23 protein-coding genes, 2 tRNA genes and 1 other RNA gene are annotated in these 25,773 nt (G+C 59.8%); 17 read left to right on the forward strand and 9 right to left on the reverse strand.

Annotated features, from left to right (window positions below; genetic code table 11):
* Nucleotides 1-57 precede the first annotated feature (57 nt).
* Nucleotides 58-1,875 (forward strand): DUF885 family protein, encoded by a 1,818-nt coding sequence (locus tag Q0837_RS05055; RefSeq protein ID WP_298466062.1) that lies wholly within the window; start codon nt 58-60, stop codon nt 1,873-1,875.
* Here the strand turns inward: Q0837_RS05055 and Q0837_RS05060 are convergent.
* Both Q0837_RS05060 and Q0837_RS05065 read right to left on the reverse strand, forming a co-directional pair.
* A complete protein-coding gene (locus Q0837_RS05060; RefSeq protein WP_298466064.1) occupies nt 1,872-3,254 on the reverse strand; it encodes an AarF/ABC1/UbiB kinase family protein in 1,383 nt (460 codons plus the stop codon). The two genes, Q0837_RS05055 and Q0837_RS05060, sit on opposite strands and share 4 nt — an antisense overlap.
* 61 nt (nt 3,255-3,315) lie before the next feature.
* Entirely contained in the window at nt 3,316-4,089 is a 774-nt protein-coding gene (locus tag Q0837_RS05065) for an SDR family oxidoreductase (protein WP_298466065.1), read from the reverse strand.
* Nucleotides 4,090-4,167: 78 nt separating this feature from the next.
* Between Q0837_RS05065 and Q0837_RS05070 the strand changes: the two genes are divergently transcribed.
* The 3 genes from Q0837_RS05070 (at nt 4,168) to Q0837_RS05080 (ending at nt 7,693) form a co-directional block, all read left to right on the forward strand.
* Nucleotides 4,168-4,638, forward strand: coding sequence for a DUF3429 domain-containing protein (locus tag Q0837_RS05070; RefSeq protein ID WP_298466067.1), 471 nt, complete (start codon nt 4,168-4,170; stop codon nt 4,636-4,638).
* 114 nt (nt 4,639-4,752) lie between these two features.
* A complete protein-coding gene (locus Q0837_RS05075; RefSeq protein ID WP_298466069.1) occupies nt 4,753-5,313 on the forward strand; it encodes an ECF-type sigma factor in 561 nt (186 codons plus the stop codon).
* Nucleotides 5,306-7,693 (forward strand): serine/threonine-protein kinase, encoded by a 2,388-nt coding sequence (locus Q0837_RS05080; protein WP_298466071.1) that lies wholly within the window; start codon nt 5,306-5,308, stop codon nt 7,691-7,693. Before Q0837_RS05075 ends, Q0837_RS05080 begins: the two co-directional genes overlap by 8 nt.
* 96 nt (nt 7,694-7,789) lie before the next feature.
* Here the strand turns inward: Q0837_RS05080 and Q0837_RS05085 are convergent.
* Nucleotides 7,790-7,866 (reverse strand) — tRNA-Pro (locus Q0837_RS05085).
* A gap of 111 nt (nt 7,867-7,977) precedes the next feature.
* Between Q0837_RS05085 and thyA the strand changes: the two genes are divergently transcribed.
* The 5 genes from thyA (at nt 7,978) to Q0837_RS05110 (ending at nt 12,901) form a co-directional block, all read left to right on the forward strand.
* Entirely contained in the window at nt 7,978-8,946 is a 969-nt protein-coding gene (gene thyA / locus Q0837_RS05090; protein WP_298466073.1) for a thymidylate synthase, read from the forward strand.
* 116 nt (nt 8,947-9,062) lie between these two features.
* On the forward strand, nt 9,063-10,379 hold the full coding sequence (locus Q0837_RS05095) for a 3-methyl-2-oxobutanoate dehydrogenase (2-methylpropanoyl-transferring) subunit alpha (RefSeq protein WP_298466075.1): 1,317 nt from the start codon (nt 9,063-9,065) through the stop codon (nt 10,377-10,379).
* Nucleotides 10,376-11,437: an alpha-ketoacid dehydrogenase subunit beta gene (locus Q0837_RS05100; RefSeq protein WP_298466077.1), complete on the forward strand. Its 1,062-nt coding sequence runs from the start codon at nt 10,376-10,378 to the stop codon at nt 11,435-11,437. The genes Q0837_RS05095 and Q0837_RS05100 overlap by 4 nt, the downstream gene beginning before the upstream one ends.
* A gap of 4 nt (nt 11,438-11,441) precedes the next feature.
* Entirely contained in the window at nt 11,442-12,725 is a 1,284-nt protein-coding gene (locus tag Q0837_RS05105; RefSeq protein ID WP_298466079.1) for a dihydrolipoamide acetyltransferase family protein, read from the forward strand.
* A gap of 99 nt (nt 12,726-12,824) precedes the next feature.
* A tRNA-Asp gene (locus tag Q0837_RS05110) sits at nt 12,825-12,901 on the forward strand.
* Nucleotides 12,902-12,926: 25 nt separating this feature from the next.
* Here the strand turns inward: Q0837_RS05110 and Q0837_RS05115 are convergent.
* Nucleotides 12,927-13,802 (reverse strand): ThuA domain-containing protein, encoded by an 876-nt coding sequence (locus Q0837_RS05115; protein ID WP_298466081.1) that lies wholly within the window; start codon nt 13,800-13,802, stop codon nt 12,927-12,929.
* A 160-nt stretch (nt 13,803-13,962) separates the two neighbouring features.
* Between Q0837_RS05115 and Q0837_RS05120 the strand changes: the two genes are divergently transcribed.
* The gene (locus Q0837_RS05120) at nt 13,963-15,090 is read left to right on the forward strand and encodes an AraC family transcriptional regulator (protein ID WP_298466083.1); all 1,128 of its coding nucleotides are present in this window, start codon (nt 13,963-13,965) and stop codon (nt 15,088-15,090) included.
* A gap of 81 nt (nt 15,091-15,171) precedes the next feature.
* Nucleotides 15,172-17,133, forward strand: a complete 1,962-nt coding sequence (locus Q0837_RS05125) for a S41 family peptidase (protein ID WP_298466085.1) — start codon at nt 15,172-15,174, stop codon at nt 17,131-17,133.
* On the opposite strand, the gene Q0837_RS05130 is transcribed toward Q0837_RS05125, so the two are convergent.
* The 5 genes from Q0837_RS05130 to Q0837_RS05150 form a co-directional block, all read right to left on the reverse strand.
* Nucleotides 17,123-17,374: a DUF2842 domain-containing protein gene (locus Q0837_RS05130; protein ID WP_298466087.1), complete on the reverse strand. Its 252-nt coding sequence runs from the start codon at nt 17,372-17,374 to the stop codon at nt 17,123-17,125. The two genes, Q0837_RS05125 and Q0837_RS05130, sit on opposite strands and share 11 nt — an antisense overlap.
* Nucleotides 17,374-17,946: a 5-formyltetrahydrofolate cyclo-ligase gene (locus Q0837_RS05135; protein WP_298466089.1), complete on the reverse strand. Its 573-nt coding sequence runs from the start codon at nt 17,944-17,946 to the stop codon at nt 17,374-17,376. Before Q0837_RS05135 ends, Q0837_RS05130 begins: the two co-directional genes overlap by 1 nt.
* A 132-nt stretch (nt 17,947-18,078) precedes the next feature.
* Nucleotides 18,079-18,248: non-coding RNA, 6S RNA (ssrS, locus tag Q0837_RS05140), on the reverse strand.
* Nucleotides 18,249-18,281: 33 nt separating this feature from the next.
* Entirely contained in the window at nt 18,282-18,818 is a 537-nt protein-coding gene (gene zapA, locus Q0837_RS05145; RefSeq protein ID WP_298466091.1) for a cell division protein ZapA, read from the reverse strand.
* Between the two features lie 11 nt (nt 18,819-18,829).
* Entirely contained in the window at nt 18,830-19,042 is a 213-nt protein-coding gene (locus Q0837_RS05150; protein ID WP_298466093.1) for a hypothetical protein, read from the reverse strand.
* Between the two features lie 230 nt (nt 19,043-19,272).
* Between Q0837_RS05150 and tkt the strand changes: the two genes are divergently transcribed.
* The 6 genes from tkt (at nt 19,273) to Q0837_RS05180 (ending at nt 25,585) form a co-directional block, all read left to right on the forward strand.
* Nucleotides 19,273-21,252, forward strand: coding sequence for a transketolase (gene tkt, locus Q0837_RS05155; protein ID WP_298466094.1), 1,980 nt, complete (start codon nt 19,273-19,275; stop codon nt 21,250-21,252).
* Between the two features lie 15 nt (nt 21,253-21,267).
* A complete protein-coding gene (gap, locus tag Q0837_RS05160) occupies nt 21,268-22,275 on the forward strand; it encodes a type I glyceraldehyde-3-phosphate dehydrogenase (protein WP_298466096.1) in 1,008 nt (335 codons plus the stop codon).
* A 136-nt stretch (nt 22,276-22,411) separates the two neighbouring features.
* Nucleotides 22,412-23,611: a phosphoglycerate kinase gene (gene pgk / locus Q0837_RS05165; RefSeq protein ID WP_298466098.1), complete on the forward strand. Its 1,200-nt coding sequence runs from the start codon at nt 22,412-22,414 to the stop codon at nt 23,609-23,611.
* A gap of 2 nt (nt 23,612-23,613) precedes the next feature.
* Nucleotides 23,614-24,042, forward strand: coding sequence for a nuclear transport factor 2 family protein (locus tag Q0837_RS05170; protein ID WP_298466100.1), 429 nt, complete (start codon nt 23,614-23,616; stop codon nt 24,040-24,042).
* Between the two features lie 29 nt (nt 24,043-24,071).
* Nucleotides 24,072-25,136, forward strand: coding sequence for a serine hydrolase (locus Q0837_RS05175; RefSeq protein WP_298466101.1), 1,065 nt, complete (start codon nt 24,072-24,074; stop codon nt 25,134-25,136).
* A complete protein-coding gene (locus Q0837_RS05180; RefSeq protein WP_298466103.1) occupies nt 25,133-25,585 on the forward strand; it encodes a PaaI family thioesterase in 453 nt (150 codons plus the stop codon). Before Q0837_RS05175 ends, Q0837_RS05180 begins: the two co-directional genes overlap by 4 nt.
* Nucleotides 25,586-25,773: the final 188 nt, after the last annotated feature.

The raw sequence follows: 25,773 nt of genomic DNA on the forward strand, positions 1-25,773 counted from the left end.
TCTACTGGACCGTGTGCGCCAATCGCAATATGGATCGCGCAACAGGAGAGAATTTCCATGCGTCACATGCTCACTGGCCACCTATTCACTGGATTGCTGTTTTGCGTTGCGACCGTCGCGCCAGCCTGGGCCGGACCGGTCGAAGACTACGAAGAGCTACGCGAGGAGGTGTGGGAATGGCGTCTCGACAACAACCCGACTTTGGCGACCAGTGTCGGCGATCGGCGCGGTGACGGAAAACTGGGCGATTGGTCGGTTGAAGCGCACGTCCAAAGTATCGAAGATGCACGTGCCTTTGTGGAACGGCTTGATGGCATCGATACCAGGGCCCTGCCGCAAGACCTGATCGTCGATCACGGTGTCATCCGCAGCAGCCTTGCCGATATTGTCGCAGCGGGCGAGCATCAGCACGATTACTACATCTTGTTCACCAATCGCGGCGGATGGTTCTCTGGCTTTAACTCGCTGCCGTATCGCTCACCGCTGTTCACACTGGCCGATTACGAAAGCTATGTCGGGCGGCTTGAAGCCTATCCAGAGGCCAACGCAGACGGGATCGAGCGTAGCCGAAAAGCAGTGGAACTCGGCCTGACGCAGCCATGCGAACCGATGCAGGGCTTTGGCGAGCGGATCTATTCCTACATCGTCGAAGATCTCGAAGACTCGCCGCTTTGGCAGCCGTTTGCAGGTGAACGTCCGGCGTCGATTTCTGAGGCCGATTGGGAGCGACTGTCGGGCCGCGCGTCCAAGGCTATCGGCTTCGGCGTAAACGGAGCGCACCGTGATTTCCTCGCATTTTACCGCGACGAATACGAACCGAATTGTCGTAGCGGTACGCCGGGTATTCTCAAGACGCCGGGAGGCGATGCTTACTACGCCCACCGGGTGAAGAGTTTCACCACGACCGACATGACGCCGGACGAGATCCACAATCTTGGCCTGTCCGAAGTCGCCCGCATACGTGCCGAGATGGTCGAAGTTGCAGCCTCAGCCGGGTTCGAAACGCGTGAGGCGTTCATCGAGCATCTGCGCACCGATCCGCAGTATTTCATGACCGATGCGGATGAGTATCTCGAATACACGCAGGCGCTGGCCAAGCATATCGACGGCTTCATGCCCAAGCTGTTCGGCAAGCTGCCGCGTCAGCCTTACACTGTGCAGCCAATCCCCGCCGCCAACGCTCCGGGCAATACCACGGCGTACTACGAACCGGGTTCGCTGGAGACCGGCGCGGCGGGCATCTATCGGCTCAACACCACAGAATTGGATCAGCGCCCGCTGTGGGAGCTGCCTGCGCTCGGCGTGCATGAAGCGGTGCCAGGACATCACCACCAGATCGCGTTGCAGCAGGAACTCGACATTCATCCGCTGCGCGCAAACGGGACTTTCTTCACCGCGTTCGTTGAGGGCTGGGGGCTGTACTCCGAGCGGCTCGGGATCGAGATGGGACTGTACGATACGCCTGCGAAGGAGATGGGACGGCTTAGCTACGAGATGTGGCGCGCGACTAGGTTAGTGGTCGACACCGGTTTGCATTCAAAGGGGTGGTCTAAGCAGCAGGCTGTCGATTTCATGCTCGACAACACCGCGCTGACGGCGGCGAATGTCGATGCCGAGGTCAATCGGTATATGACGTGGCCGGGGCAGGCGCTGGCTTACAAGATTGGCGAATTGAAGATCCGTGAGCTACGGACTCGTGCGGAAGAAGCATTGGGTGCGCGCTTCGATCTTCGCGCTTTCCATGACACGGTTTTGGAAAACGGTGCGGTGCCGCTCAATGTGCTTGAGGATCATGTCGATCGCTGGATCGCCCTTCAAAAATCGGTCGGTCCAGCCTTCTCAAGCGTGGAAGAAATCATGGCAGGTGAAAGCTAAGCGGCTTTTGCAGGTAATGGCTCGGTGCTGCCAAGCACGTCTTCGCTGATCCGTCGGACGTTCACCTGAGCTTTGAGCCTCGCGCCGAGCAATGCGGTCCCGCTGACCTTGCGCTGTACGAACAGCGTCTCGACCGGCGGGAACGCCCAGGTGTCCTTGTCCTGCGCGATCTCCATACCTTCTTCGCGCAGCAGCGGCACGAAGGCACGGTCGCCGAAATCAAACGGCGCATCCTGACGCATCTCGCCAACCACGATGTCGATCATTTTGTCGACGCGGTCGCGGTATTTTTCCGCCACGATGGGGAGCATGAAACCGGCGGCGATGGTCTCTTCGCGAACTTTATCTCGGTCGCCCGCAAGACCCGCTTCGAGTAGGCGCCGATACGCGTTGCCGACGTCAGGATCGACATCGCGGCATGCGCCAAAATCGAGCACGACTATGTCGCCTGTTGCGGGGCGGAAGAGGTAGTTGGCGAAGTTGGGGTCGGTCTGCATCACCCCGAATTCGAACAGTTCACGCGCGACCAACCGCATCAGCCGAGTCATCACTTCGTCACGGCGGACAGCGGTTTCATTGCCGAGTTCTTCGATCGAGACGCCCTCCTCGAAACTCATCGCGAGGATGCGTTCGCGGGTCAGCCCTTCGTGCAGGGTTGGCACGACAAAGCCCGGCGTGTCGGCCAGCTTTTCCCGGTACAACGCCATCTGCCCGCCTTCGCGCTCGTAATCGGCTTCTTCGTGAAGCTGCTGTTTGGCGGCGGCGAGCAATTTGTCGATCTCAAGCTCGGGCGGAGCGAAGCCTGCGACTTTGAGCAGCGTCATCACATTATCGACATCGCTATCGATGCTTTGCGCAACGCCGGGATATTGCACCTTGATCGCGAGTTCCTGACCATCGCGGGTCAGCGCCTTGTGCACCTGCCCGATAGAGGCCGCTGCAATCGGGCGCGGATTGAACCAGCGGAATTGCTTGCGCCAATCGTTGCCCCACTGCTCTTTCAGCACGCCGTCGAGTTGACGTGCAGGCATGAAATTCGCCTGATCGCGCAGGGTGGCGAGGATGTCGGCGAGTTCCTTGGGCAGGAAATCACCCGAATCCATGCTGATCATCTGCCCCATCTTCATCGCCGCGCCGCGCAGATGTGAGAGGCGATCTGTGAGGCGTTGGACATTGCCGGGGGTTAGGATCAGGTCGCGGGTCGAGATCTTCTCGCCGCTGGTCAGTCGCCGCGCACCCTCAGCTGCCATCCCGCCAGCGACGCCGCCGACCAGCTTCCCGAATGTACCGATACGCGACAGGCGCGAAGAGGGGACCGCCTTCTGACGCTTGCGATCTTCCTTACGGTCCTGGAAATCGGAGAAATCGTCGTCGGCCAAGTTGCAGGTGATCCCTTTTGCTTCGTGCCTTCAGTCAACTGATGGAGAGATGGGGTGTTCCTCAGCTGATGCAAAGCCCGCCATCGACCGGCAGGCACTGGCCGGTGATGTAATCGCTGTGAGGCGAGGCCCAGAACACCGCCAACCCCTCCAGCCCGGCATGATCACCCGGGCGGCGCAATGGAATGCGTTGCTCCATCCACTTGGCAAATTTGGGATTGGCTGCGGCGGTGATGTCGGTCTCATAATAACCGAACAGCAGCGCGTTGGCGGTGATCTGATAGCGCGCCATTTCAAACGCAGCGCCGCGTGTCAGGCCATTTAGTGCGGCCTTCGAAGCCGCGTAGTCAGAGCTTTTGTTGACGCCCATGATCGATTGACCGGACGATGTCGCGATCAGCTTGCCGCCCGGATCGCCGTTCTTGGCGCGCTCGATCATGTGGCGGCTCACGTGTTTGTAGGTGAGGGCGGGGCCGCGTGCGTTGACTGCCATCACCGCGTCCCAGCCTTCTTCGGTCATATCAGCGACAGTTGCGCCCGAACCCGCGCGACCGGCATTGGCAAAGCATGCATCCACCCTCCCGAACTTCGCGAGAGTTGCTTCCATCGCGCCTTTTATCTGGTGCTCCTGCGCGACGTCGCAGGCGAGGGCGATCGCTTGTCCGCCGCCATATTCGGCCAGTTCAGCCAGCGCATCGCGGTTCTTCTCCGCATTGCGCGCCCAGATCGCGACATTGGCTCCGGCTTTGACCAGCCCGCGCGCCATGCCAAGCCCAAGGCCGCCATTGCCGCCGGTGATGACCGCAACGCGGCCCGATAGGTCGAACAGGTTCATCGTTTGGGGGGGTGGCGTATTTGCGGCGCGCTCGCAAGCGAATGGGAACTTGTATGCTGCAAAAGCGCTTGCCCAATCATGGACGGAGAAACCCCGATCGCCTCGCAAACGCTCACCCCCACTGCACGCTGGCTCGGCTATGCCGGGCTGCTTCCGCAGATCATCTGCGTCGCGCTCGCCGCAAGCGGGCACGAACTTGGGTACACGGCCATCGCGGGCGGTTTCGCTTATGCCGCCGCGATCTTCAGTTTCCTCGGCGGAGTATGGTGGGGACAGGCGCTGGCTAACGGCAAGGCGGGAGCGGGCGCTTATGTCCTCGCCGTCATTCCCAGCTTGCTCGCGGTGGCGCTATTCTTGCCATGGACTTTCGGATGGGACTGGCCCGGTTCGGCGCTGCTCTACTTGGGCGCGCTCATCCTGCTTTCGCCGCTGGTTGACCGCGCACTTGGCTTCGCCGCTCCGGATTTCTTCCGCCTACGAGTGCAGCTTTCCGCAGGACTTGGCGTGCTCACGATTGCGCTAGGCCTGTTGGCGGGTTCTCTCGTCTGACGATATCTCTTAAATGACCTAGCAAGGTTACGACTTGCTTAGACGGCTCCCCCCGTTAGGTTGACGGACAAGGCTGGCGTTCGGGGTGCCAGCTTGACTGGCGCTGGGGGGCGAATGGCGAGTCAGGTCGAGACGCGAAAGCTGATTGTCGGCTGGCGGGAAGGGGACACTTCTTCGCGCGACCGGTTAATCGCCCATGTCATGCCGCAGCTTGAGCAGATCGCGGCAGCCCGCCTGCGCAAAGAACAATCAAGTTCGCTCTCCACCCATGACCTCATCAACGAAGCGCTGATCAAGATTGTCGGCGAGTTTCCCCAAGTGGGGGACCGCGCGCATTTGATGGCGCTTGTTTCTCGCCTAATGCGCAATGTGCTGGTCGATCATGCGCGCGCCAAGCAGACCGATAAACGCAAGCACCAGAAGGTAGAGCTGCGCACCAACGTGTCAGGGGCGATCCCCGTGGTTGATCTGCTTTCGCTGGATTCCGCGCTAGTCCGATTGAAAGCAATTGACCCGGGCTACGCAGAGATCGTTGAGATGCGCTATTTTGGTGGAATGTCAGTACCCGATGTGGCCGAAGTCACTGGTTGGTCAGAGCCAACAGTGAAACGGCGCTGGCAATCTGCGCGCGCCTGGCTGGCCGATGCGATCCGGCAACCGATCGACGATGCCTGATCTTGAAACCGAACGGCGAGCTCTCGCTCTGTTCGAAGCGATGCTCGACATTGATGAGAGCGAACGCGAAGCGTGGCTGGAGAAGGAAACCTCGGGCGACTTTGCGCTAAAGCAGCGGGTGACCGCGATCATTGAGGCGGAGAGACTGCTCAGTCTCGGCACCGGCGCATACATCGAAGCGGTCGAAACCGAGCCTCCACCCGAGCGGATCGGAGCCTATCGCATTACAGATGTGATTGGCTCTGGCGGGATGGGGACGGTCTTTGCTGCTGAACGTGACGAGGGGGACTTCGATCATTCGGTCGCGATCAAGCTTATCAAGCCGGGCATCTTCACGGAGCAACTCGTTACTCGCTTCAACCGGGAACGGCAGATCCTTGCCGGGCTGAACCATCCGAATATCACTCGTTTGTTCGACGGCGGGACGACCGATAATGGTCAGCCCTACATCGTGATGGAGCGGATTGACGGAGTGCCCTTGGTCGATTGGCTCACCGGCACGAAGCCTGACCTTGAAACCCGGCTCAGACTGTTCCTTCAGGTTTGCTCGGCAGCTGGGCATGCGCATCGCAATCTTGTGGTTCACCGCGATCTGACACCCGCCAATGTGCTGGTCGATCAGGATGGAGACGCCAAGCTGATCGATTTCGGGATCGCCCGGCCTGAAGGCGAGGCGATGATGCCGATGGCGGGCGAGGGCGGAGAGAATGCACCGGTCAGAGCAGTGACCATGACGCCGGGCTATGCCGCGCCGGAACGGATTGCAGGCGATGCCGCAACCGTGCTCAGCGACATCTATTCCGCGGGCAAGATGCTCGAAGCGCTGCTGCCTGCGGGTGCCTCCGATGAGCTAAAGGCGATCGTTACCAAAGCAGCAGCTGACAATCCCGATGACCGCTATCTTTCGACCGACGCTCTGGCGGATGACATTCAGGCGATTCTGGATGAACGCCCGGTTGGTGCGGTGCCTGACACGGCGGGCTATCGGTTCAGGAAATGGACCCTGCGCAACCGCGCGTTGGCGGGTGTGGGTGCCGCGCTGGCAATGGCATTGGTTGTCGGCAGCGTTGCGACGGCATGGTGGTGGCGAGAAGCCGTGGTGGCGCGTGATGACGCAAATGCCCGGTTTGCCGAAGTGCGCGGCATTGCGACGTTCATGCTGTTCGATCTCTATGACGAATTGGAGCCGGTGTCCGGCAACACCAAAGCACTGTCGCAAATCGCCGATGAGGCGCGCGCCTATCTCGAACGACTAAGTGCTGCAGACGATATAGGCCCGGAACTGCGGCTAGAAATTGCGCAGGGCTATCATCGGCTGTCCACGGTGTCGGGCAATCCGGAAGGAGCGAATCTCGGTCGGCGAGAGGATGCAAAGCTGTTCCTCGACCGTGCTTTGACCGACCTTGAGACGCTGAACAAAGCCGAGCCCGACAACCCCGCTTACATTCAGGCGCTGGCAGAGGCGCTGTACTCGCAAGCGATCTTCAAGTTCATTGCCGAGGACGACAATGAAGGCGCGATCGCACCCGCTGATCGTTCGGCTGAACTGTACAAGCGGCTGGGTCAGATGCAGCCAGAGGAAACGTCTCACCGGATCGCGTGGTATCGTTCGCGAGTGCAGGCGGCGAAGCCCTATGTCTGGCTGGAACAGGGAGAGGAAGGGGCGGAACGGCTCGAAAAACTGATCGCCGAAGTTGAGCGCGATCCTGCGGTCGAGGCTGGCGAACCCAAGGCCATGATCGCTTTGGCTTCGGCCAATTCGGAGCTGGGCTATACGCGGTCGTGGTACATTCCGGCCGACGATCCGGAATATAGGAGCGCGCTGCCGCCCATGGACCGGGCTTACGACATTTACTTCGACCTGTTTGAAAACGGACCGGAAGAGCTGCGCGACGACCTGCGGCTCAATATGATTGCCGCGTTGTTCAAGCGGTCGCTGATTTATTACGACGCGATGCGGTTGGACGAGGCTCTCGAAGATCTTGAGCGTGCGGAAGGCTATGCGAATTTCATCATCGCGAGGGACCCTGATGATGATGGCGCAAAGACCCGGCTCGACACTGTTGAGTCGCAGAAAATCTACGTCTTCCTGGATCTCGGGCGGGCAGGCGAAGCGGTTGAGACCTCACAAAGACTGCTGAGCCAGCGCGTTGCACGTCTGCAGGATGATCCCGAAAACGTAGGCTACTTTCGTGATGTCGTGACGATGCGGCAAAGCCTGGCGGAAGCGCTGACTCGTGCGGGAAATCGTAGCGCCGGGTGCCGGGAATATCGGGCGGTGCGCCTTGAATGGGATGCGCTCGCAGAAAAGAGCGAGATCTCGTCGATCGACCAGTCGAACAGTATTGAGCCGCTGACGGCAGCGCTCGCTCGTTGCTGAGCGCCGCACAGAAGAGGCGCGATCCGAGTTGTGAAGGACCGCTCCTTATCGAGCGCGTCGGTAAGGCGCTTCAGCTGCTGAAAACTGGAAGTGTATTGGTCGGGGAGAGAGGATTCGAACCTCCGGCCCCTGCCTCCCGAAGACAGTGCTCTACCAGGCTGAGCTACTCCCCGACCGTGTCGGTCCTGCGGTCTGGCGTTCCAGTGCAGGTCGAGGCAAGGCGCGCCCTATAAGTGTGGATTGGCAGGGTGGCAAGCGGGCTTTTGACGCCTATAGTTTCGCGCATGGCAACGCTCGAAACCGCGCAAACGATTCCGTCTGAACTTAACGGTCCCGGTCATCCGGAGTGGCAATTTCTCGACCTGATGCGCCAGATTTGGGAGAGCGGCAACGAGCGCGCGGACCGCACCGGGATCGGTACACGCTCAATCGCCGGCGCGATGCTTCGCTATGATCTGGCTGAAGGCGCGATGCCGCTGCTCACAACCAAACGCGTTTATTGGAAGACCGCGACGCGCGAAATGTTGTGGTTCTTGACGGGCGAGACCAATATCCGCCCGCTTGTGCTGCAAGGCGTGAAGATTTGGAACGAATGGCCACATGCTCGCTACGTTAAAGAGACAGGCGAGGACATCACGCTCGAAGATTTCGTCCGGCGTATCGCCGATGACGAAGCCTTCGCTCAGAAATGGGGCGATCTCGGCCCGGTTTACGGCAAGCAATGGGTCGATTGGCCGACCTATCGTTACCGCCCCGACGGACTCTACGAGAAAGGCGAGGGGATCAATCAGGTCGCCGAGGTCGTCCATAGCCTGAAGACCAATCCCGGCAGCCGCCGCCACATCATCGAAGGTTGGAACGTCGCAGAGCTGGACCGGATGGCGCTGCCTCCGTGCCACAAGACCTACCAGTTCCATGTCGCTGGAAACCGGCTTAACTGCATGCTGTACCAGCGCAGCTGCGATGTTGCACTCGGACTACCGTTCAACCTCTGGTCGGCGGCTTTGCTCACACGGATGATAGCGCAGCAGACCGACCTTGAGCCGGGCGAGCTGGTGTGGATGGGCGGAGACGTTCACCTTTATCTAAACCATGCGCATCTGATTGAAGAACAGCTGACTCGCGAGCCGCAGGGCAATCCTACGCTCGAAATCAACCAGCGCCCGGAAACAATTTTCGACTACAAAATCGAGGATTTCGTGGTGCATGATTACGCGCCGCTGCCACCGATCAAGGCCCCTGTTGCGGTTTAGTTGCGCGGCGTTCGGAATCCTTGACCGACTCCCCGCGTTGAAATAAAAAAACTCAACCGCGCAATCATTGAAATTGCGCCGACCTGTCTTTGGGTTCCAACAGGGAGAGCGCCCATATGGCCGATCCGGCCGACACTCCGCAGCCGTCTGGAGACAATCGTCCCGCGCTCGCGCTGCACGTTCCCGAACCGAAATTTCGGCCCGGCGATACAGCTGATTTCAGCGATATCGACATTGGCGAAGCGGGCGGGCAGCCGCGTCCGGATGAAAGCACCAAGCCCGAGGATATGAAGGATCTGGCCTATGGGCTGGTTCGCGTGCTGGGCGAGGACAACAAGGCGCACGGCCCGTGGGACCCGAAGCTCGATCCCGAAACCCTGCGCACGATGCTCGGTCACATGGCGATGGTCCGTGCCTTCGATGAACGAATGTTTCGCGGTCAGCGCCAGGGCAAAACCAGCTTTTACATGAAATGCACGGGCGAAGAGGCGACCAGCGTTTCTGCTTCGATGGCGCTCGCCAGCGACGACATGGTGTTCCCGAGCTATCGCCAACAGGGCATCCTGCTCGCGCGCGGCTATCCGCTGATCGAGATGATCAACCAGATATACTCGAACAAGGGCGACAAGCTGAAAGGCCGCCAGCTACCGATCATGTATTCGAGCCGCGAACACAGCTTCTTCAGTATCTCCGGCAACCTCGCCACACAAACCCCGCAAGCGGTAGGCTGGGCGATGGCAAGTGCGATCAAGGGTGACAGCCGTATCGCCGCAACATGGGTGGGCGAAGGTTCGACAGCAGAAGGCGACTTTCACTCGGCCTGCACCTTTGCCACCGTCTACAACGCGCCGGTCATTCTGAACGTCATCAACAACCAATGGGCCATCAGCAGCTTCTCTGGATTTGCCGGTGCAGAGCGCACCACCTTCGCTGCGCGCGCGCTGGGTTATGGCCTCGCGGGCCTGCGCGTCGATGGCAATGATGCGCTCGCTTGCTACGCTGCTCAGCAATGGGCCGCGAACCGCGCACGCGCCAATCAGGGGCCAACCCTGATCGAGTACTTCACCTACCGGGCGGAGGGGCATTCCACTTCGGACGATCCATCCGGTTATCGCAGTGCTCAGGAACAGAAGGAATGGCCGCTCGGCGATCCTGTCATGCGGTTGAAAGAGCACCTGATCGCGATTGGTGAGTGGGACGAGGATCGCCAGGCCGAAATGGATCGCAAATGCGCGGAAGAGGTCAAGGCGACGACCAAGGAAGCCGAAAAGAACGGCATTCTTGGACACGGTCTTCATCACCCGTTCCACACGATGTTCGAAGACGTGTTCGAGGAGTTGCCCTGGCATCTTGAAGAACAGGCCGAGCAGGCAACCCGCGAACGCAAGATCAAGTGGCCGGACCACCATCCCAAAGATGGAGCGGGCAAATGAACGCGCAAACAGAAACTAAAGTGGGCGGCGAGGGTGACGTGAGCGAGCGCCGGATCAATATGATCGAGGCGATCAACGAAGCACTCGATGTGATGCTGGACCGTGACCCCGATGTGATCGTGATGGGCGAAGATGTCGGCTATTTCGGCGGCGTTTTCCGCTGCACCGCCGGCCTTCAGGAAAAACACGGCAAGACCCGTGTGTTCGACACGCCGATTTCGGAATGCGGCATCATCGGTGTCGCGGTGGGCATGGGAGCCTATGGCCTGCGTCCGGTCCCCGAAATCCAGTTCGCCGACTACATCTATCCAGGCCTTGATCAGTTGATTTCGGAAGCGGCGCGTCTGCGCTACCGCTCCGCTACCGACTACATCGCGCCGATGACCGTGCGCTCGCCGTTCGGCGGTGGGATATTTGGCGGGCAGACGCACTCGCAGAGCCCCGAGGCGATCTTTACCCATGTGTCCGGCCTCAAGACGGTGATTCCGGCAACGCCCTATGATGCGAAGGGGCTGCTGATCTCCTGCATCGAAGACAACGACCCCACGATCTTCTTCGAGCCTAAGCGGATCTATAACGGGCCGTTCTCGGGCTTTTACGACAAGCCGGTCGAACCGTGGAAGAAGCACAAGGACAGCGTCGTTCCAGAAGGGTACTACAAAATCCCGCTGGGCGAAGCGCGTCATGTGACGGAGGGTGAAGAGCTGACGGTTCTCGCCTACGGCACTATGGTTCATGTCGCCGAAGCGGTTTGCAAAGAGAAGGGCGTGGACGCCGATATTCTCGACCTGCGCACGCTCGTACCGCTCGACATCAAGGCGATTGAGGCTTCGGTGAAGAAGACCGGGCGGTGCCTGATCGTCCACGAAGCAACCCGCACCAGCGGCTTTGGCGCGGAGCTTTCTGCGCTTGTGACCGAGCGTTGCTTCTACCATCTCGAAGCGCCGGTTGAGCGCGTCACCGGTTTCGACACACCATATCCGCACAGCCTCGAATGGGCCTATTTCCCCGGTCCGGTTCGCATTGGCGAAGCGATTGACAAGATCTTGAAGGACTGACCCGATGGCCAAGTTCACTTTCAATATGCCCGATGTGGGCGAAGGCGTGGCCGAGGCGGAGATCGTCGAATGGCACGTGAAGGTCGGCGATATTGTTGCTGAGGATCAGCACCTGGTCGACGTCATGACGGACAAGGCGACGATCGACATTGAAAGCCCGGTCGATGGCAAAGTGCTCGAAGTCGCAGGCGAATTGGGCGACACGATTGCAGTTGGATCGATGCTGCTGGTGATCGAAGTCGAGGGCGAGGTTGAAGAGGCTGCGGCACAAGAGGAGCAGCCTTCCCAAGCTGCTCCCGAACCGACCCCGGAACCTGTTCCTGAGCCGACACCTGCATCCGCGCCGCAACCTGAGCCGGTGGTCGAGCAACCAGTGGCATCATCTGGCTCCTCTGGGACCGGTAAGACTCTGGCTGCGCAAATTCTCGCATCACCCGCTGTCCGCAAGCGCGCGAAAGAACTCGGCATCGACCTTGGCGAAGTGAAACCTGCCGCCGATGGCCGCGTACGCCATGCAGATCTCGATCAGTTCCTCGCCTACAATTCAGGCGGTGGCTTCACCCCGGCGGGTGCAACGCGGTCGGACGAACCGATCAAGGTCATCGGCCTGCGCAAACGGATCGCGCAGAACATGTCGGCGGCTAAGCGCAACATCCCGCACTTCACCTATGTCGAAGAGTGCGATGTCACCGAGTTGGAGCGGATGCGGGCGGATTTGAACTCGGCGCGTGGTCAGAAGCCCAAACTTACCATGCTGCCGCTGCTGATCACTGCGATTTGCAAGCTGATCCCGGACTATCCGATGATCAATGCCCGCTTCGATGATGAAGCTGGGGTGGTGACACGCCACGGCAGCGTGCATCTCGGCATGGCGACGCAAACCGATGGCGGTTTGATGGTCCCGGTGATCAAGGACGCGCAGAGCCGCAATGTGTGGCAGCTTGCGAGCGAGATTGGCCGGTTGGCTCAAGCAGCGCGCGACGGCTCGGCGAAGTCGGACGAGCTTTCCGGTTCAACCTTGACCGTAACCTCGCTCGGCCCACTCGGCGGAGTGGCGACCACTCCGGTGATCAACCGGCCTGAAGTCGCGATCATCGGTCCGAACCGGATTATCGAACGCCCGATGTTCGTCACCGGGCCGGATGGCAACGAGCGGATCGAGAAGCGCAAGCTGATGAATATCTCGATCTCTTGCGATCACCGTGTGGTCGACGGGTTCGATGCGGCAAGCTTCATTCAAGAGGTCAAAAAGTTGGTCGAAACGCCGGTTTTGCTGTTGTCGGACTAGCTGCCGAAAAAATTGCGCATTTAGCCGTGCGCAGGGCGTTGACAGCGCCAACGGCGGGGCCTAATGGCCTCGCTCCCAAGCGGTGCAAACCCACATTATGCGGGTGTAGCTCAGTTGGTTAGAGCGCCGGCCTGTCACGCCGGAGGTCGCGAGTTCAAGTCTCGTCACTCGCGCCACTTGGGACCTTCTTACAAAAATCGATCAACCGCGCTGACAACCTTCGTTGGCATCGTCGCGAGTCCGCACCCATTGAAGCGCGTTCAGCAGCAGTTTGCGGTAGATCGGATCGTCGTAGCTGGTGTGATTGTGACCGAGGCCGGAATAGAAGGTACGCCCCTTTCCGATGCAACGAGTCCAGGCGATGGGGTGACCGGCAGGTCCGCCACCCATCCGCAGATCTTCACGGTCGCCGTAGAGCAGGTTTTGCGGGCTGTAGCTGTCCTCATCCAGACCAAGCAGCGGCACCGCATCGCCGAGCGCTTCGGTACCGTCGAAGCTGTACCATTCGTCCGTGTGCATCCATTCGGCTGGAATGCCCCGCATGATCGGATGAGCGGTGGCGAGATTGACCAGCCGTGCCTCCTGAAACTGCGGACCTGCGGGGTGCCCCACAAATTCCGGGCCGATCACCTTGTCGTCGTACCAACTCCAGTCCGCGTGAGAATTGTCACCCGCGCTATGCAGACCGATCCATGCACCGCCGTTCTCGAGCCATTTCTGAAACGCTTCTTCCTGCTCCGGCGTCAAAGCATCGCCGGTCATATTGTTGAAAACGATCACCTCGAAACGCTTGAGCTGTTCCGGGTTGAAGACCGCGCCATTGGCGGTGGTGAATATTCCCATGCCGTTGTCAGAAGTAACTTCCGCAAAGAACCGATCAGCTCCGGCAATCCCTTCATTGTGGCGCCAGCCCAATGTCTTGGAAAAGACGAGGATCGCAGGCGAGGGCATGAACTCGGTGATCTCCGGCGGCGCGCTGTCGTGACGAGCGGAGACCTCTCCTGGGTCGGCAACCTGCGCCGAAGAAGAGGTGCAGATCGCGGCGAGCGCGGCGGAAAAGGCAATCAGGGTTCGCATACGGTCAGACTATCACGGGTGCGCCCGACAGCAAGCCACACTCAGCGGCTCATATCTTAAATTCTCCGCATATTGCGCCGCTTGCCTTGAATTGAGACGACTAAGTGTCGCAGCACGATATTGCGCCGTTCTTTGCAATTGCGCACAGGACGAATCCACCATGGAACGACCCGAAGCCCTCATCATGAATTGGCGCAGTGTTGCTTTGGCGCTGCTGGTGGTGAGCGCATTGATCCCGCAGATATACCTGTGGTCGAAAGGGCTGGAGCGCCGGGCGGTCGGGTGGCTTGCGCTGTTCGTTGCAGCCGTGGGTATCAACACGGTACCCATGATCATCGGCTTCGCCGGAGCCTATGACATCTGGCCCGGCCTGACTTTCCTGCCGGTGAACATGATCCTCTTCTTCGGACCGCTTCTTTACCTGCATGCGCGCCAATTGATGCTGGGGTTCACTCCGCCGGTCTATCTGGCGCTGTTGCTGCCCGGTGCACTGTACTGGCTGTATGAGCTTTGGGCTTTCACAATGCTTGGCGATTACCGTGCAAAGTGGGCCTACAACGACGCATTCCACGAGCCGTTCATTGTGCCTCTAGTGCAGTTCCTGGCATTGGCGCTCGGTGCCTGGGCGCTCTGGAGCATCTGGCGGATGCGTCGCCGCTATCTTGAGTGGCTAGATGCCAACCGCTCCGACAGCGACGAATTCGATCCCCGCTGGATCAGCCACATTCTAGTGATCGGGACGGCGACTGTCGCCATCTGGGGCACTGACCTGATCGTCTCGAACGCGTTCGGGCTCAACTATTTCGAGCAGTTCGGATGGGATTTGACAGTGCTGTTCTTCGTTATGTTGCTTTCGCTGGAGGCGCTCGCGCGGCTTGAGCAACCTTATCCCAAGATGCTGGCGCCCGATGCGATCTCTATCGAGGAGTTGATGGAGGAAGCCGCCGCAGAGCGCGATTGGGTGGTCGAAGGTGAGCGTCTGCGCACCATGGTGATCGACAATGGCTGGCACCTCGAATCTTCGCTCTCTTTGCAAACACTCTCGCGCCGGTTCGGGATGAATCAGGCCTATGTCTCGCGCGCGCTCAACCAAGGGCTCGATCTGAGCTTTAGCAGCTTCATCAATGGTCTCAGGGTGGAGCATGCGAAGGCGATGATCCTGCGGGAGGATGTGAACCTCCTCGATGTGGCGCTGTCATCTGGTTTCGGATCGAAGGCCAGCTTCAACCGAGCGTTCAAGCTGCATGCGGGCCACAATCCGACCGAATATCGGCGGCTCAATTCATAAAAAATCGCAGTTTGGCAGTGATTTGCGCCGACGGTTCCGATTGCTGGTTTTAGGTGATGCGCAGCCAAGGAGACCACCCGAATGAAATTCCTACTGACTGCCATTGCAGCCGCCCTGATATCGATGACCGGCTGCGAAGTCGCAGCGCAAGACACGCCTGCACCTTCAAGTCCCGTTGCCGCCGACGCGACACTTACGCCTGCGCAAGTGCGCTCCGATATCGAGTTGGCGAAGGAGGCGTTCTCGCGCGTCCATCCGGGCTACACACGCTATGCAAGCGAGCAGGAGATGGATGCCGCATGGCAGGCGGTGATCGATCGGGCGGAACAGCAAGGCGGCATGACGCTGCCCGAATTCTATCTCGCATCAGAGCTCGTGCTGGTGAAAATCCGCTGCGATCATACCAAAGCGGAATTGCCTCGGTCGCTTCGCAAGGCGCGCAAAGGTCAGCCGCTCTATTTGCCGTTCAAGTGGGTTGTGATTGAGGGGCGCGGTCTGATCGAAAGTCCTGCGGCAGGCTTGGACCTGGTGCGCGGCGATGAGATCCTCGCCATCGATGGCAAACCTCTTAGCGAAGTTTTGGATTCGGTCGCAGGCTATATTCCGGTTGATGGCTACACCGAATGGTCGCGAAACGGAGGTCTGGCGGCGTCCCTCGAATTTATGGGAGGGGCGGTCGATCACTTCGGTGCACTGATGGGCGAGGTTCCTGCCACAGCGACAGTCCGAGTCCGCTCGGATGATGGGACGGAACGCGACACCCAAATTGGCCGCATCTCATTCAGCGAATGGTCCGAACTCGGCGAAGCCAGCATTCGCAATTTCAAGGATGCCGTGACCTACAAGCAAATCGGCGGAACGGCCGGATATCTAAGCGTCGATACATTTGTGAACTACCGTGAACCGGTGAAGCCCAAGACGATCTACGAGCCCGTCTTCAAGGCGATCAGAGATCAAGGAATCGAAACCCTGATTCTCGATCTGCGGAGCAATGGCGGGGGATCGTCGGATGCCAATTACGGTTTGCTCGCGAACCTGCTCACCGAGCCGTTCAAGCCTCGCAAGGAAATGGTCGCCAAGACGCTCGATCTGGATGGGATCCGTCCATATCTCTGGACGTGGGACAAGCGTGCCTTGAAGCCCAACTCTATGGGATTCTCGAAGAAAGATGACGGAACCTACGCCCTTCGCCGGTTTGTCAGCAGCGACCTGAAAACGGTAAAGCCCGCGAAATACGCATTCGAAGGCAAGCTGATCGTCCTCACCAGCAACGACAATTCATCGGGCAGCACCAATTTCATCACCTGGATGAAGGAAATTGGCCGTGCGGTGACGGTCGGTGAAAAGACCGGAGGGAGTTCCGAAGGACCAACCGCTGGCTTGCAGTTCACGCTGACCCTTCCTGCGAGCGGTGTGCGAATGCGGCTGCCTTTCTTCCATGTGAAGAACAACGTCGCGTCTTTCGAGCGCGGCTATGGCGTCACGCCCGATGTCTCCGCTCCGATGACGGTTGATGCGTTTCGGGCGCAGCGCGATCCAGCCTTGGAGATGGCCGAGGCGATCGCCAAAGGCAGCGTGTCCGCTGACACTGCTGCGTCTCAAGCGACCAATGGCGCGGCAATTGCGAGCGTCTCAGATTTTGCGATGCTCGAAGGCGACAACTGGAGCGGTGAGCTGGATTACCTCAACTATGGGCGTGATGATCGATCCAGCATTCCCGTTCGGATGGTCGCACGCGCTCCTGAAGGTGGATCAATGGCCTACGGCTTCATCTATCCCGGTGAAGAGGACAAGAACGCGAATGACCGTCTGCAAGTCTCGCCCGACGGCAAGCAAATCAACGGCATGGACGTGATCGATCGGTACGTGGATGAAGCCGGTGCGCTCGTTCTGGTCACGCGGGCCGAAGGCAGCGATGATGGGGAACCCGCCGTGATCAGGCTGACTTACATCATTTCGTCTGATCAATTTGTGACGCGCAAGGACGTCAAATTCGATGGCGGCGAGTTCTTCAATCGCAACGAATACCGGCTCACTCGCTAGGGGGTGTTTCGGCTGGCGTTGGGGGAGGGCTCCAACTGCCCGTCTCCATCCAGATCAGGAATCGCTTGAGCGGTAACAACCAGATTAAGCCGAGGATCACGTAGACCACAGTTTGCGCGCCCCCTGACCATGTGCCGATGATGCCGGGCGCATAGCGGGCGATCACAATGGCGTAGATCATCAGCGCGATAAACAGCCCGATTATGCCAACGGGAATTCGCCAGGTCGGGGTCTCACGCATCAATCGATTCCATACATCCGGGTCGGGGTCACAATCGCATCAAGAGCCACATCATGCGGCTCGGTCGGGAGGGCATCGCAAAGTTGCACATCCCATGCGAGGCCAATGGTCATGCGCCCCGGATGTTCCGCAAGCCAGCGATCATAGTGCCCGCCGCCCTGGCCAAGCCGATCGCCGTCTGCGGTGAAGCCGATCAGTGGGACGAACAAGACGTCGGGCTTGATCTGAGGCGCGTCAGTACTGGGTTGTTGAAGCCCAAATAGGCCTTGTTCCAGGTCACTCCCGGCAAACGGATCGGTGTGTCGTCGAAACGCCATCGGCGATTGCTCATCGACAAAGTGTGGGAGCGCGATGATGTGACCAGCCTCGTGGAAGAACTTTGCGTAGCCGCCAGTCGGCGCCTCGTGGTCCGTGGCGTGATAGAGCCCGATAGTCGCACTCGCCCCGATCTTCGCCAGAAGCGGAGCGGGCGGACGATGGAACAGCAAGGCGCGGATGCTGTCCGGTTGCGCAGCCACATGCTCGCGGCGGGCTTTACGCAGGCTCTTTCGGAGTTCGGCTTTCGATGTCACAGCTGGCAGCGGCCCCCTATTGGTGTTGATCGGCCCTCGGGGCCGCAAGGGCGACTGCCCGCCCGCAGCGATGCGATCTTCGATCGCAATGAGCGAGGAAATCGCATCCCGGATGGGATGCGCAGAAAAGATGACGGGACCACCATGGGTCGTTGCCAGAGAAATCCTCTGACGCGAAAACGTCAGGTGGGCGCCGTATGCCCGGGCTCCACGGCCGAACCGGTGAACTCGGGCAGGGACAGCTCCCATGGATTGCTTATAGCCTCAGGGATATTCAATCGGCTCGTGCCGGGCAGCCCCGCCATCATGCAATTTAGTCTGCCGTGGCAGTACCTTCAAGCAGCGCTTTCCATTGCAGCGGCGGTTTGTTCCGCGCGGGCTGCCAGTGCCTCGAGCTTTTTGGCCAATACCTCTTCCTGTTTCTCGTCACCGAACAGGTCGTGCTGATGGCGAGCGGCCTCGCGCATTTCGGCCAGTTCTGCCTTGAGCGCAGTCGCTTCTTCGCGGGCGCGCTCTTCGGCCTTGCGCAAAGTATCGATCTGAGCCTGCAATTCGGAGCCTTTATCACCGAACTTGGCCTGCGCGTTCTCCGTTGCGTCTGCCGCCCGTTTGTTCGCCTCGGTTGCGGTCTTCTGAGCCTCTTCGACGGCCTTCTCTGCGCCAGCAGCGGTCCTACGCGCTTCGTCTAGCTCGTCGGCCATAAACAAGGCGGCGAAGACGAGGTTGTGCGTTTCCTGCACCGCGCGCGAATTGCCAAGCTGCGCATATTTCTCGTCGATCAGCTTGCCCAGCGCCGCGATCTTCTCTTCTTCGCCTTCGCCGCAAACGATGGTGTAGGGCTTTGGCCCGACTTTGATGGTGACTTCGCTCATCGCGGTCGCTCTTATCCTTCGAGTTCTTCGATCAAGGCGTCGAGTTCGCCAAGCGTGTCAGCCACTTCCTCGCGCAGTTTCTCGTGACTGTTCACCAGCGCCATAACCCGCGCAGAGGCTGCCGGGTCGGCAGGTTTGTTCGCCTGCTTAGTGCTCGCGTCGGCAATCCGCGCCATGGCGCTGTCCAGCCTAGCGACGGCTTGTTCAATTCGGCTCCCGTCCATGCAAGACGATTTACCAAGATAGACGTGCGTGCGCAAAGCCTTGGTGCGGCCTGTTGATAAGTGCTCTCGACCAACCGAAGCGCCGAGTTTCGGGGAGCGCGGCCCAGCGCAGCTTGACCTCACTTGGTCGCTCGGCAATGGCATGCCGCACGGATCGAATCGCCCGTGCGTGAGGGATTGCGGCGGGCCTTGCACAGCAACATGCTGTCAGCAGGAGCTAGCCTTCGCCCATGACGACTGACGCCGCCCGCCTGCAACCAATGGCCAACGCCATTCGCGCACTATCGATGGACGCGGTGCAAGCCGCCAATTCGGGCCATCCCGGCATGCCAATGGGCATGGCCGATGTGGCCACCGTGCTGTTCAACAATCATCTCAAATTCGACCCAGCGCGCCCGGATTGGGCAGATCGCGACAGGTTCGTGCTGAGCGCCGGGCATGGCTCGATGCTGATCTACAGCCTGCTGCACCTCACTGGTTATGCGCGCCCGACAATGGATGACATCCGCAACTTTCGGCAGATCGGCAGCCCCTGCGCCGGCCACCCGGAGAACTTCCTTCTTGAAGGCGTGGAATGCACCACCGGACCTTTGGGTCAGGGTCTTGCGATGGGCGTTGGCATGGCGATGGCCGAGCGGCATCTCAACGCGACGTTTGGCGACGATCTGGTTGATCACCGAACCTGGGTGATCGCGGGTGACGGGTGTTTGATGGAGGGCATCAACCACGAAGCAATCGGACTCGCAGGACATCTCAAGCTCGGCCGGATGATCGTGCTGTGGGACGATAACAACATCACGATCGATGGGTCGGCTGACCTGTCCACCAGCGAAGACGTAAAGGCTCGCTATGAAGCGACCGGCTGGCACGTTGTCAGCTGTGACGGGCACGATTTCGATGATATCGAGCGGGCGATTGAAGAAGCGAAGGCCGATGGCCGTCCGTCCCTGATCGCGTGCAAAACTGTGATCGGGAAGGGGGCTCCAACCAAACAGGGCACCAGCGCAACGCATGGCGCTCCTCTCGGAGTCGACGAGATTGCCGGTGCACGCGAAGCTTTGGGTTGGACCGCTGAACCGTTCGAAGTACCTGCAGAAATCCTCGCTAATTGGCGCGCAACCGGTGAGCGCGGAAGCGATGCCCATGGCGAATGGGCGGGCCGCATGGCCAATTCTCCGCACAAGGCCGAACTTGACCGCCGGATGGCAGGCGATTTGCCCGATCTGGGCGCGCTCGATGAACATATCGCGGGCCTAGTCGCCGATCCTCAGGGAGTGGCGAGCCGTAAGGCAAGCGAGATGGCGCTCGCCGCGATCAATCCAGCGGTCCCTGAAACCATCGGTGGCAGTGCCGATCTTACCGGTTCGAACAACACCAAAGCTGGTGGGATCGAGGCTTTCACAGCAGACGACTATGCCGGACGCTATGTCTACTACGGCATTCGCGAATTCGGCATGGCCGCCGCCATGAATGGAATGGCGCTGCATGGCGGTGTGATCCCGTACGGCGGGACCTTCCTCGTATTTACCGACTACGCGCGCGGTGCGATCCGTCTTTCAGCCTTGCAGCAGACACGTGCTATCTACGTGATGACGCATGACAGTATCGGGCTCGGCGAGGACGGGCCGACCCACCAACCGATCGAGCACCTTGCTTCGCTTCGCGCGATGCCGAACCTGTTGGTCATGCGCCCAGCAGACGCGGTTGAAACTGCCGAGTGCTGGAAGGTCGCGCTGGAGCAAAAAGATCGCCCAACAATCCTCGCACTTTCGCGCCAGGGCCTGCCACAAGTGCGGCTCGATGCGGCGAGTGAGAACATGTCTGCTCGCGGCGCCTACCGGGTCAAAAGCGCCGGATCAGATCGCAAGGTTGTGATCCTCGTCACCGGATCGGAGATGAGCATAGCTATTCAGTCCGCTGAAGCACTTGAAGCCGAGGGTGTTGGTGTTGATGTCGTATCCATGCCGTGTACCGAACTCTTCGACGAACAAGACGACGCATATCGCGCGGACATTTTGCCGAGCGACGCGCTGATCGTTTCAATCGAAGCGGCAAGCACATTCGGCTGGCAGCGTTATACCGGCACTGATGGTCTCAATATCGGGATCGATACATTCGGCGGGTCCGCCCCGGCGAAAGACCTGTTCCCCCATTTCGGTTTCTCTGCGGAGGCAATCGTCCCGCAAATTCAGAACAAATTGAACAACTAAGCAGGAGTTATTCTTATGGCCACCAAGGTTGCCATCAACGGTTTCGGCCGTATCGGACGGCTTGTCGCTCGCGCTATCCTTGAGCGCAGCGATCACGATCTGGAACTGGTATCGATCAACGATCTGGCCGACACCAAGTCGAACGCGCTGCTGTTCCAGTACGATTCAACCCATGGCCGTTTCCCCGGCACGGTCGAAGTGGCCGACGGTGCGATTGTTGTGAATGGCAAGTCGATTGCGGTCACCAGCGAGCGCGATCCCGGCAACCTGCCGCACGCCGCGCAGGGCGTCGATATTGTCCTTGAATGCACCGGCTTCTTCCAGAGCCACGAGGCTGCTGAGCCGCACCTCAAGGCTGGCGCGAAGCGGGTGCTGATCTCTGCCCCTGCCAAGAATGTCTCCGCGACCGTCGTTTACGGCGTGAACCACGACGTCCTGACCGCTGATGACGTGATCGTCTCTAATGCAAGCTGCACCACCAACTGCCTGTCGCCAGTCGCGAAGGTGCTGAACGACACAGTGGGGATCGAGCGCGGTTTCATGACCACGATCCATTCCTACACCAACGATCAGCGCATGCTCGACCAGATGCATGGCGACATGCGCCGTGCGCGCGGCGGTGCACAGAACATGATCCCGACCACGACTGGTGCAGCCCGTGCGGTTGGCCTGGTGCTACCTGAGCTGGCAGGCAAGCTCGACGGTTCATCGGTCCGCGTGCCGACGCCGAATGTGTCGCTGGTGGATCTGGTGTTCACGCCGGGCCGTGATACGTCCGCTGAAGAGCTGAACGCCGCGCTGAAAGCCGCTGCCGATGGCGCGATGAAGGGTGTGCTTGACTACACCGATCAGCCGCTGGTTTCTTCGGACTTCAACCACCATCCAGCAAGCTCGACCGTCGACAGTCTCGAAACCTCGGTGATGGAAGGCAAGCTGGCGCGCGTCGTCAGCTGGTATGACAATGAATGGGGCTTCTCCAACCGGATGATCGACACCGCCGGAGTGATGGCGAAGTTTTTGTAATTGTGTCTCCCCTCCCGCTTGCGGGAGGGGGTGGGGGTGGGCATGGACCCGGATGGGCCCACCCCGCTGCGACTAGCGAGCAAGCTCGCAAGTCTCACTGCCCCTCCCGCCAACGGGAGGGGAACTGGAGAGCAGAATGACCAAATTCAAAACGCTCGATGATCTAGGTGACGTGACCGGCAAGGTCGCGCTTGTCCGGGTCGATCTGAACCTGCCGATGAAGGATGGATCAGCAACCGATGTGACGCGGGTTGAGGCGGTCAAGCCAACCATCCTCGAACTGTCGGAGAAGGGCGCGAAAGTGCTGATGCTTGCGCATTTCGGGCGTCCGGGCGGTAAGCGTTCCTCGGTACTTTCGACCAGCATGGTTGTGGGCGACGTCGAAGGTGTTCTCGGCAAGGAGCTGATGTTCGTGCCGGAAATCGCCGGACCCGTGGTGGAGCAATCCATCGGCATCCTGCGGAACGGCGATATCGGCCTGCTCGACAACACCCGCTTTTGGCCGGGTGAGGAAGCCAACGATCCGAACCTTGCGCAGGCTATCGCGGCGCATGGCGATTTCTTCGTCAACGACGCGTTCAGTGCCGCGCACCGTGCCCATGCAACGACCGAAGGCTTGGCGCATCACCTACCAGCCTATGCAGGCCGGGCGATGGAAGCGGAATTGAAGGCGCTGGATGCTGCGCTTGGTACACCCGAACCGCCGGTCGCGGCTGTGGTCGGCGGGGCAAAGGTTTCTACAAAGCTTGCGGTGCTCGAAAACCTCGTCGGCAAGGTCCAGCACCTGATCATCGGCGGCGGTATGGCCAACACCTTCCTCGCCGCGCGCGGTGTGAATGTTGGAAAGTCATTGTGCGAACATGACCTGACCGACATTGCATCGAAGATCATGGACGAAGCCGATCATGCCGGATGCACCGTGCACCTGCCGTATGACGTTGTCGTCGCGAAGGAATTTGCCGCCAACCCGGCATCCCTGCGCACCTGTAATGTCCACGAAGTCACCGAAGACGAGATGATCCTCGATATCGGTCCGCAGGCCACAGAAGCGCTTGCCGATGTGCTCAAGACCTGCCGGACTTTGGTCTGGAACGGACCGCTCGGTGCCTTCGAAACCGAGCCATTCGATACCGCGACCATGGCGCTCGCCCGCCATGTCGCGGCTTTGACGCAAGAAGGCTCGCTCATATCGGTTGCTGGCGGTGGCGATACGGTTGCCGCGCTCGCTCAGGCTGGCGTGACCGAAGACGTCACATACATTTCAACCGCTGGCGGCGCCTTCCTCGAATGGATGGAAGGCAAGCAACTGCCCGGCGTCGCAGCACTTTCAAGCTGACGATGAGCGATATTTCCGCTGAGATCGAAACGCTCGAACACCGCTTCATGCGGGCATGGATGCGCGCGGACAGAGGCGAAATGCGCAAGCTGATGCTGCGCGACTTCATGATGATTGTCGGCGCGGAAAGACCGCAACTACTCGACCGTCCGAGCTTTCTGGACGCTTCCGACCGGAATTTTGCCTGCACAGGCTACCGGTTGCGCGAGGTTGTCGCGCGTCGGCACGGCAAGTGTGCATGGTTCACCGCCGGGATCGACCTTGAAATGAAGCTGGGCGGACGTGAATGGAAAGGCCAGTTCTGGCTCACCGATCTGTGGCGCAAGGCCGCATTCAAACGCACTTGGAAACTGGCCGAACGCAGTCTTTCTCGCTGTGAGCCGGATGAGGAATATTCGCACGCGATCCACCGGTTGCAGCTATGGACCTGATCCGGGGATTTCTAGCGTTTGCAAGCCTTATGCTGGCCGCGCCTCTGGCCGCCGAAGAACGAGATTTCGAGAGCTTTGCCGAGTTCCTTGAGCAGTTCCGCAAAGACAGCGGCACACCTGCGCTGAGCGCTGTCATCGTCAAGGACGGCGACATCTTGTGGGAGGGATATTTCGGCACTTACGATGACGAAGGCGACCTGCCGACGCAGGCCGAGACAACCTACAAGATCGCGTCAGTGACCAAGCCGATTGCCTCGACTGCGATCCTGGCCGAGATGGCAGCAGAAGACCTGCCGCTCGATACGCCGATGAGCGCAGATGGCGGGTGGAAAGAGCTTTGCGAGTATTTCATCACAACGCCAATCCCCTTCATGTCGGGGGGTGAAGACAAACATGGCAATTCAATCGCACCGATGGATTGTGAGCGCCCAACGACGGTGATCGACATGCTCCGCATGCGCGCCAACGGCGCCGATTTTGTCTATAATCCGATCGCCTTTGCGAGGATCGACCGCGCGATCACCGGCGCCGGTGGGCGTGATCTTCGCACCATTGTCCGCGAGCGGGTGGCGACCCCCTCAGGCATGCAAGACACCGCTCTGGGCTGGCGCGATCCCGACGGTGGAGCGGCCTTGCGCTATCTCGCAGAACCGTTCCATGTGATCGACGGGCGCGCCGTCAAACAGCCTCTGCCGGACGATGATTTTCGTGCCGCTGCCGGGATTATCGCGAGTCCGCGCTCTATTGCCGCTTTCGATATCGCATTCGACACCGGTGGGCTGCTGTTTGGACCCGATGAACCCGAGGTTGGACCCGGTGGAATCCTCGACAAGTTCATAGCCGATCCGATCGGTCCGCTGGGTGACTATCGTTTTGGCTGGTTCCTTGAAGACTGGGAAGGCCAGCGGTTGATGTGGCATTCAGGCTGGAACGAGAAACAGTACTCCGCCCTGTATCTCAAAGTACCGGCCAAACGCCTCACCCTGATCGTGATGGCCAACACCGAAGCGGTTTGGTGGGGCAACTCGGTGGTGAAAGCAGAAGTCGTCGAAAGTCCCATTGCGCGGCGTTTCCTGGAGAGTTTTGCGCAATGAGCGAGACAGAATACGGATATGGCAGCGCGGTCCGCTGTGACGAGGGCGAGTTTGCCGGCTGGTATCACTGGAACCACGATCCATACGAAACCCGATCAGGTCCGTTCTTCATGCTGCGCCAAGACGATGGCAGTTACCTCTCCGCTTTCCGTGCCGAAGCGCGGCACATGAATGGCGCGGGGTTTATGCATGGTGGCTGCCTGTTGACCTTCGCCGATTTCGCCCTGTTCGGGATCGCCACCGATGAACTGAACGGCGACAACGCTGTGACCATGAACCTTTCCGGAGATTTCCTCGGCGCAGTGCAGCAAGGCGCTTTGGTCGAGGCGCGCGGTGAGGTCACACGTGGCGGCGGCAAGACGATCTTCGTGCGCGGCCTGATCACCGGGGATGGTGAGCCCGCGCTGAGCTTCACCGGGATCATCCGGCGGTTCAGGAAACGCGACTGAGCCAAAAACCGCTTTACATCTCAGAAACGCGCGCTTAACCGCGCCGACCTTCGCTGCGCGGTTTGAACGCCGCAGGTCACGAGTGGCTCTGCCATATCGGGTTCCCAGGTGAAGGCTGCCCTGAAAAGGCACTTGGTTTAGGACCAAGCGGCGACTCCAAATCGTCCACCACGGTAATGGCGTAAGCC

The organism is uncultured Erythrobacter sp. (genome assembly GCF_947499705.1).
GTDB lineage: Bacteria > Pseudomonadota > Alphaproteobacteria > Sphingomonadales > Sphingomonadaceae > Erythrobacter.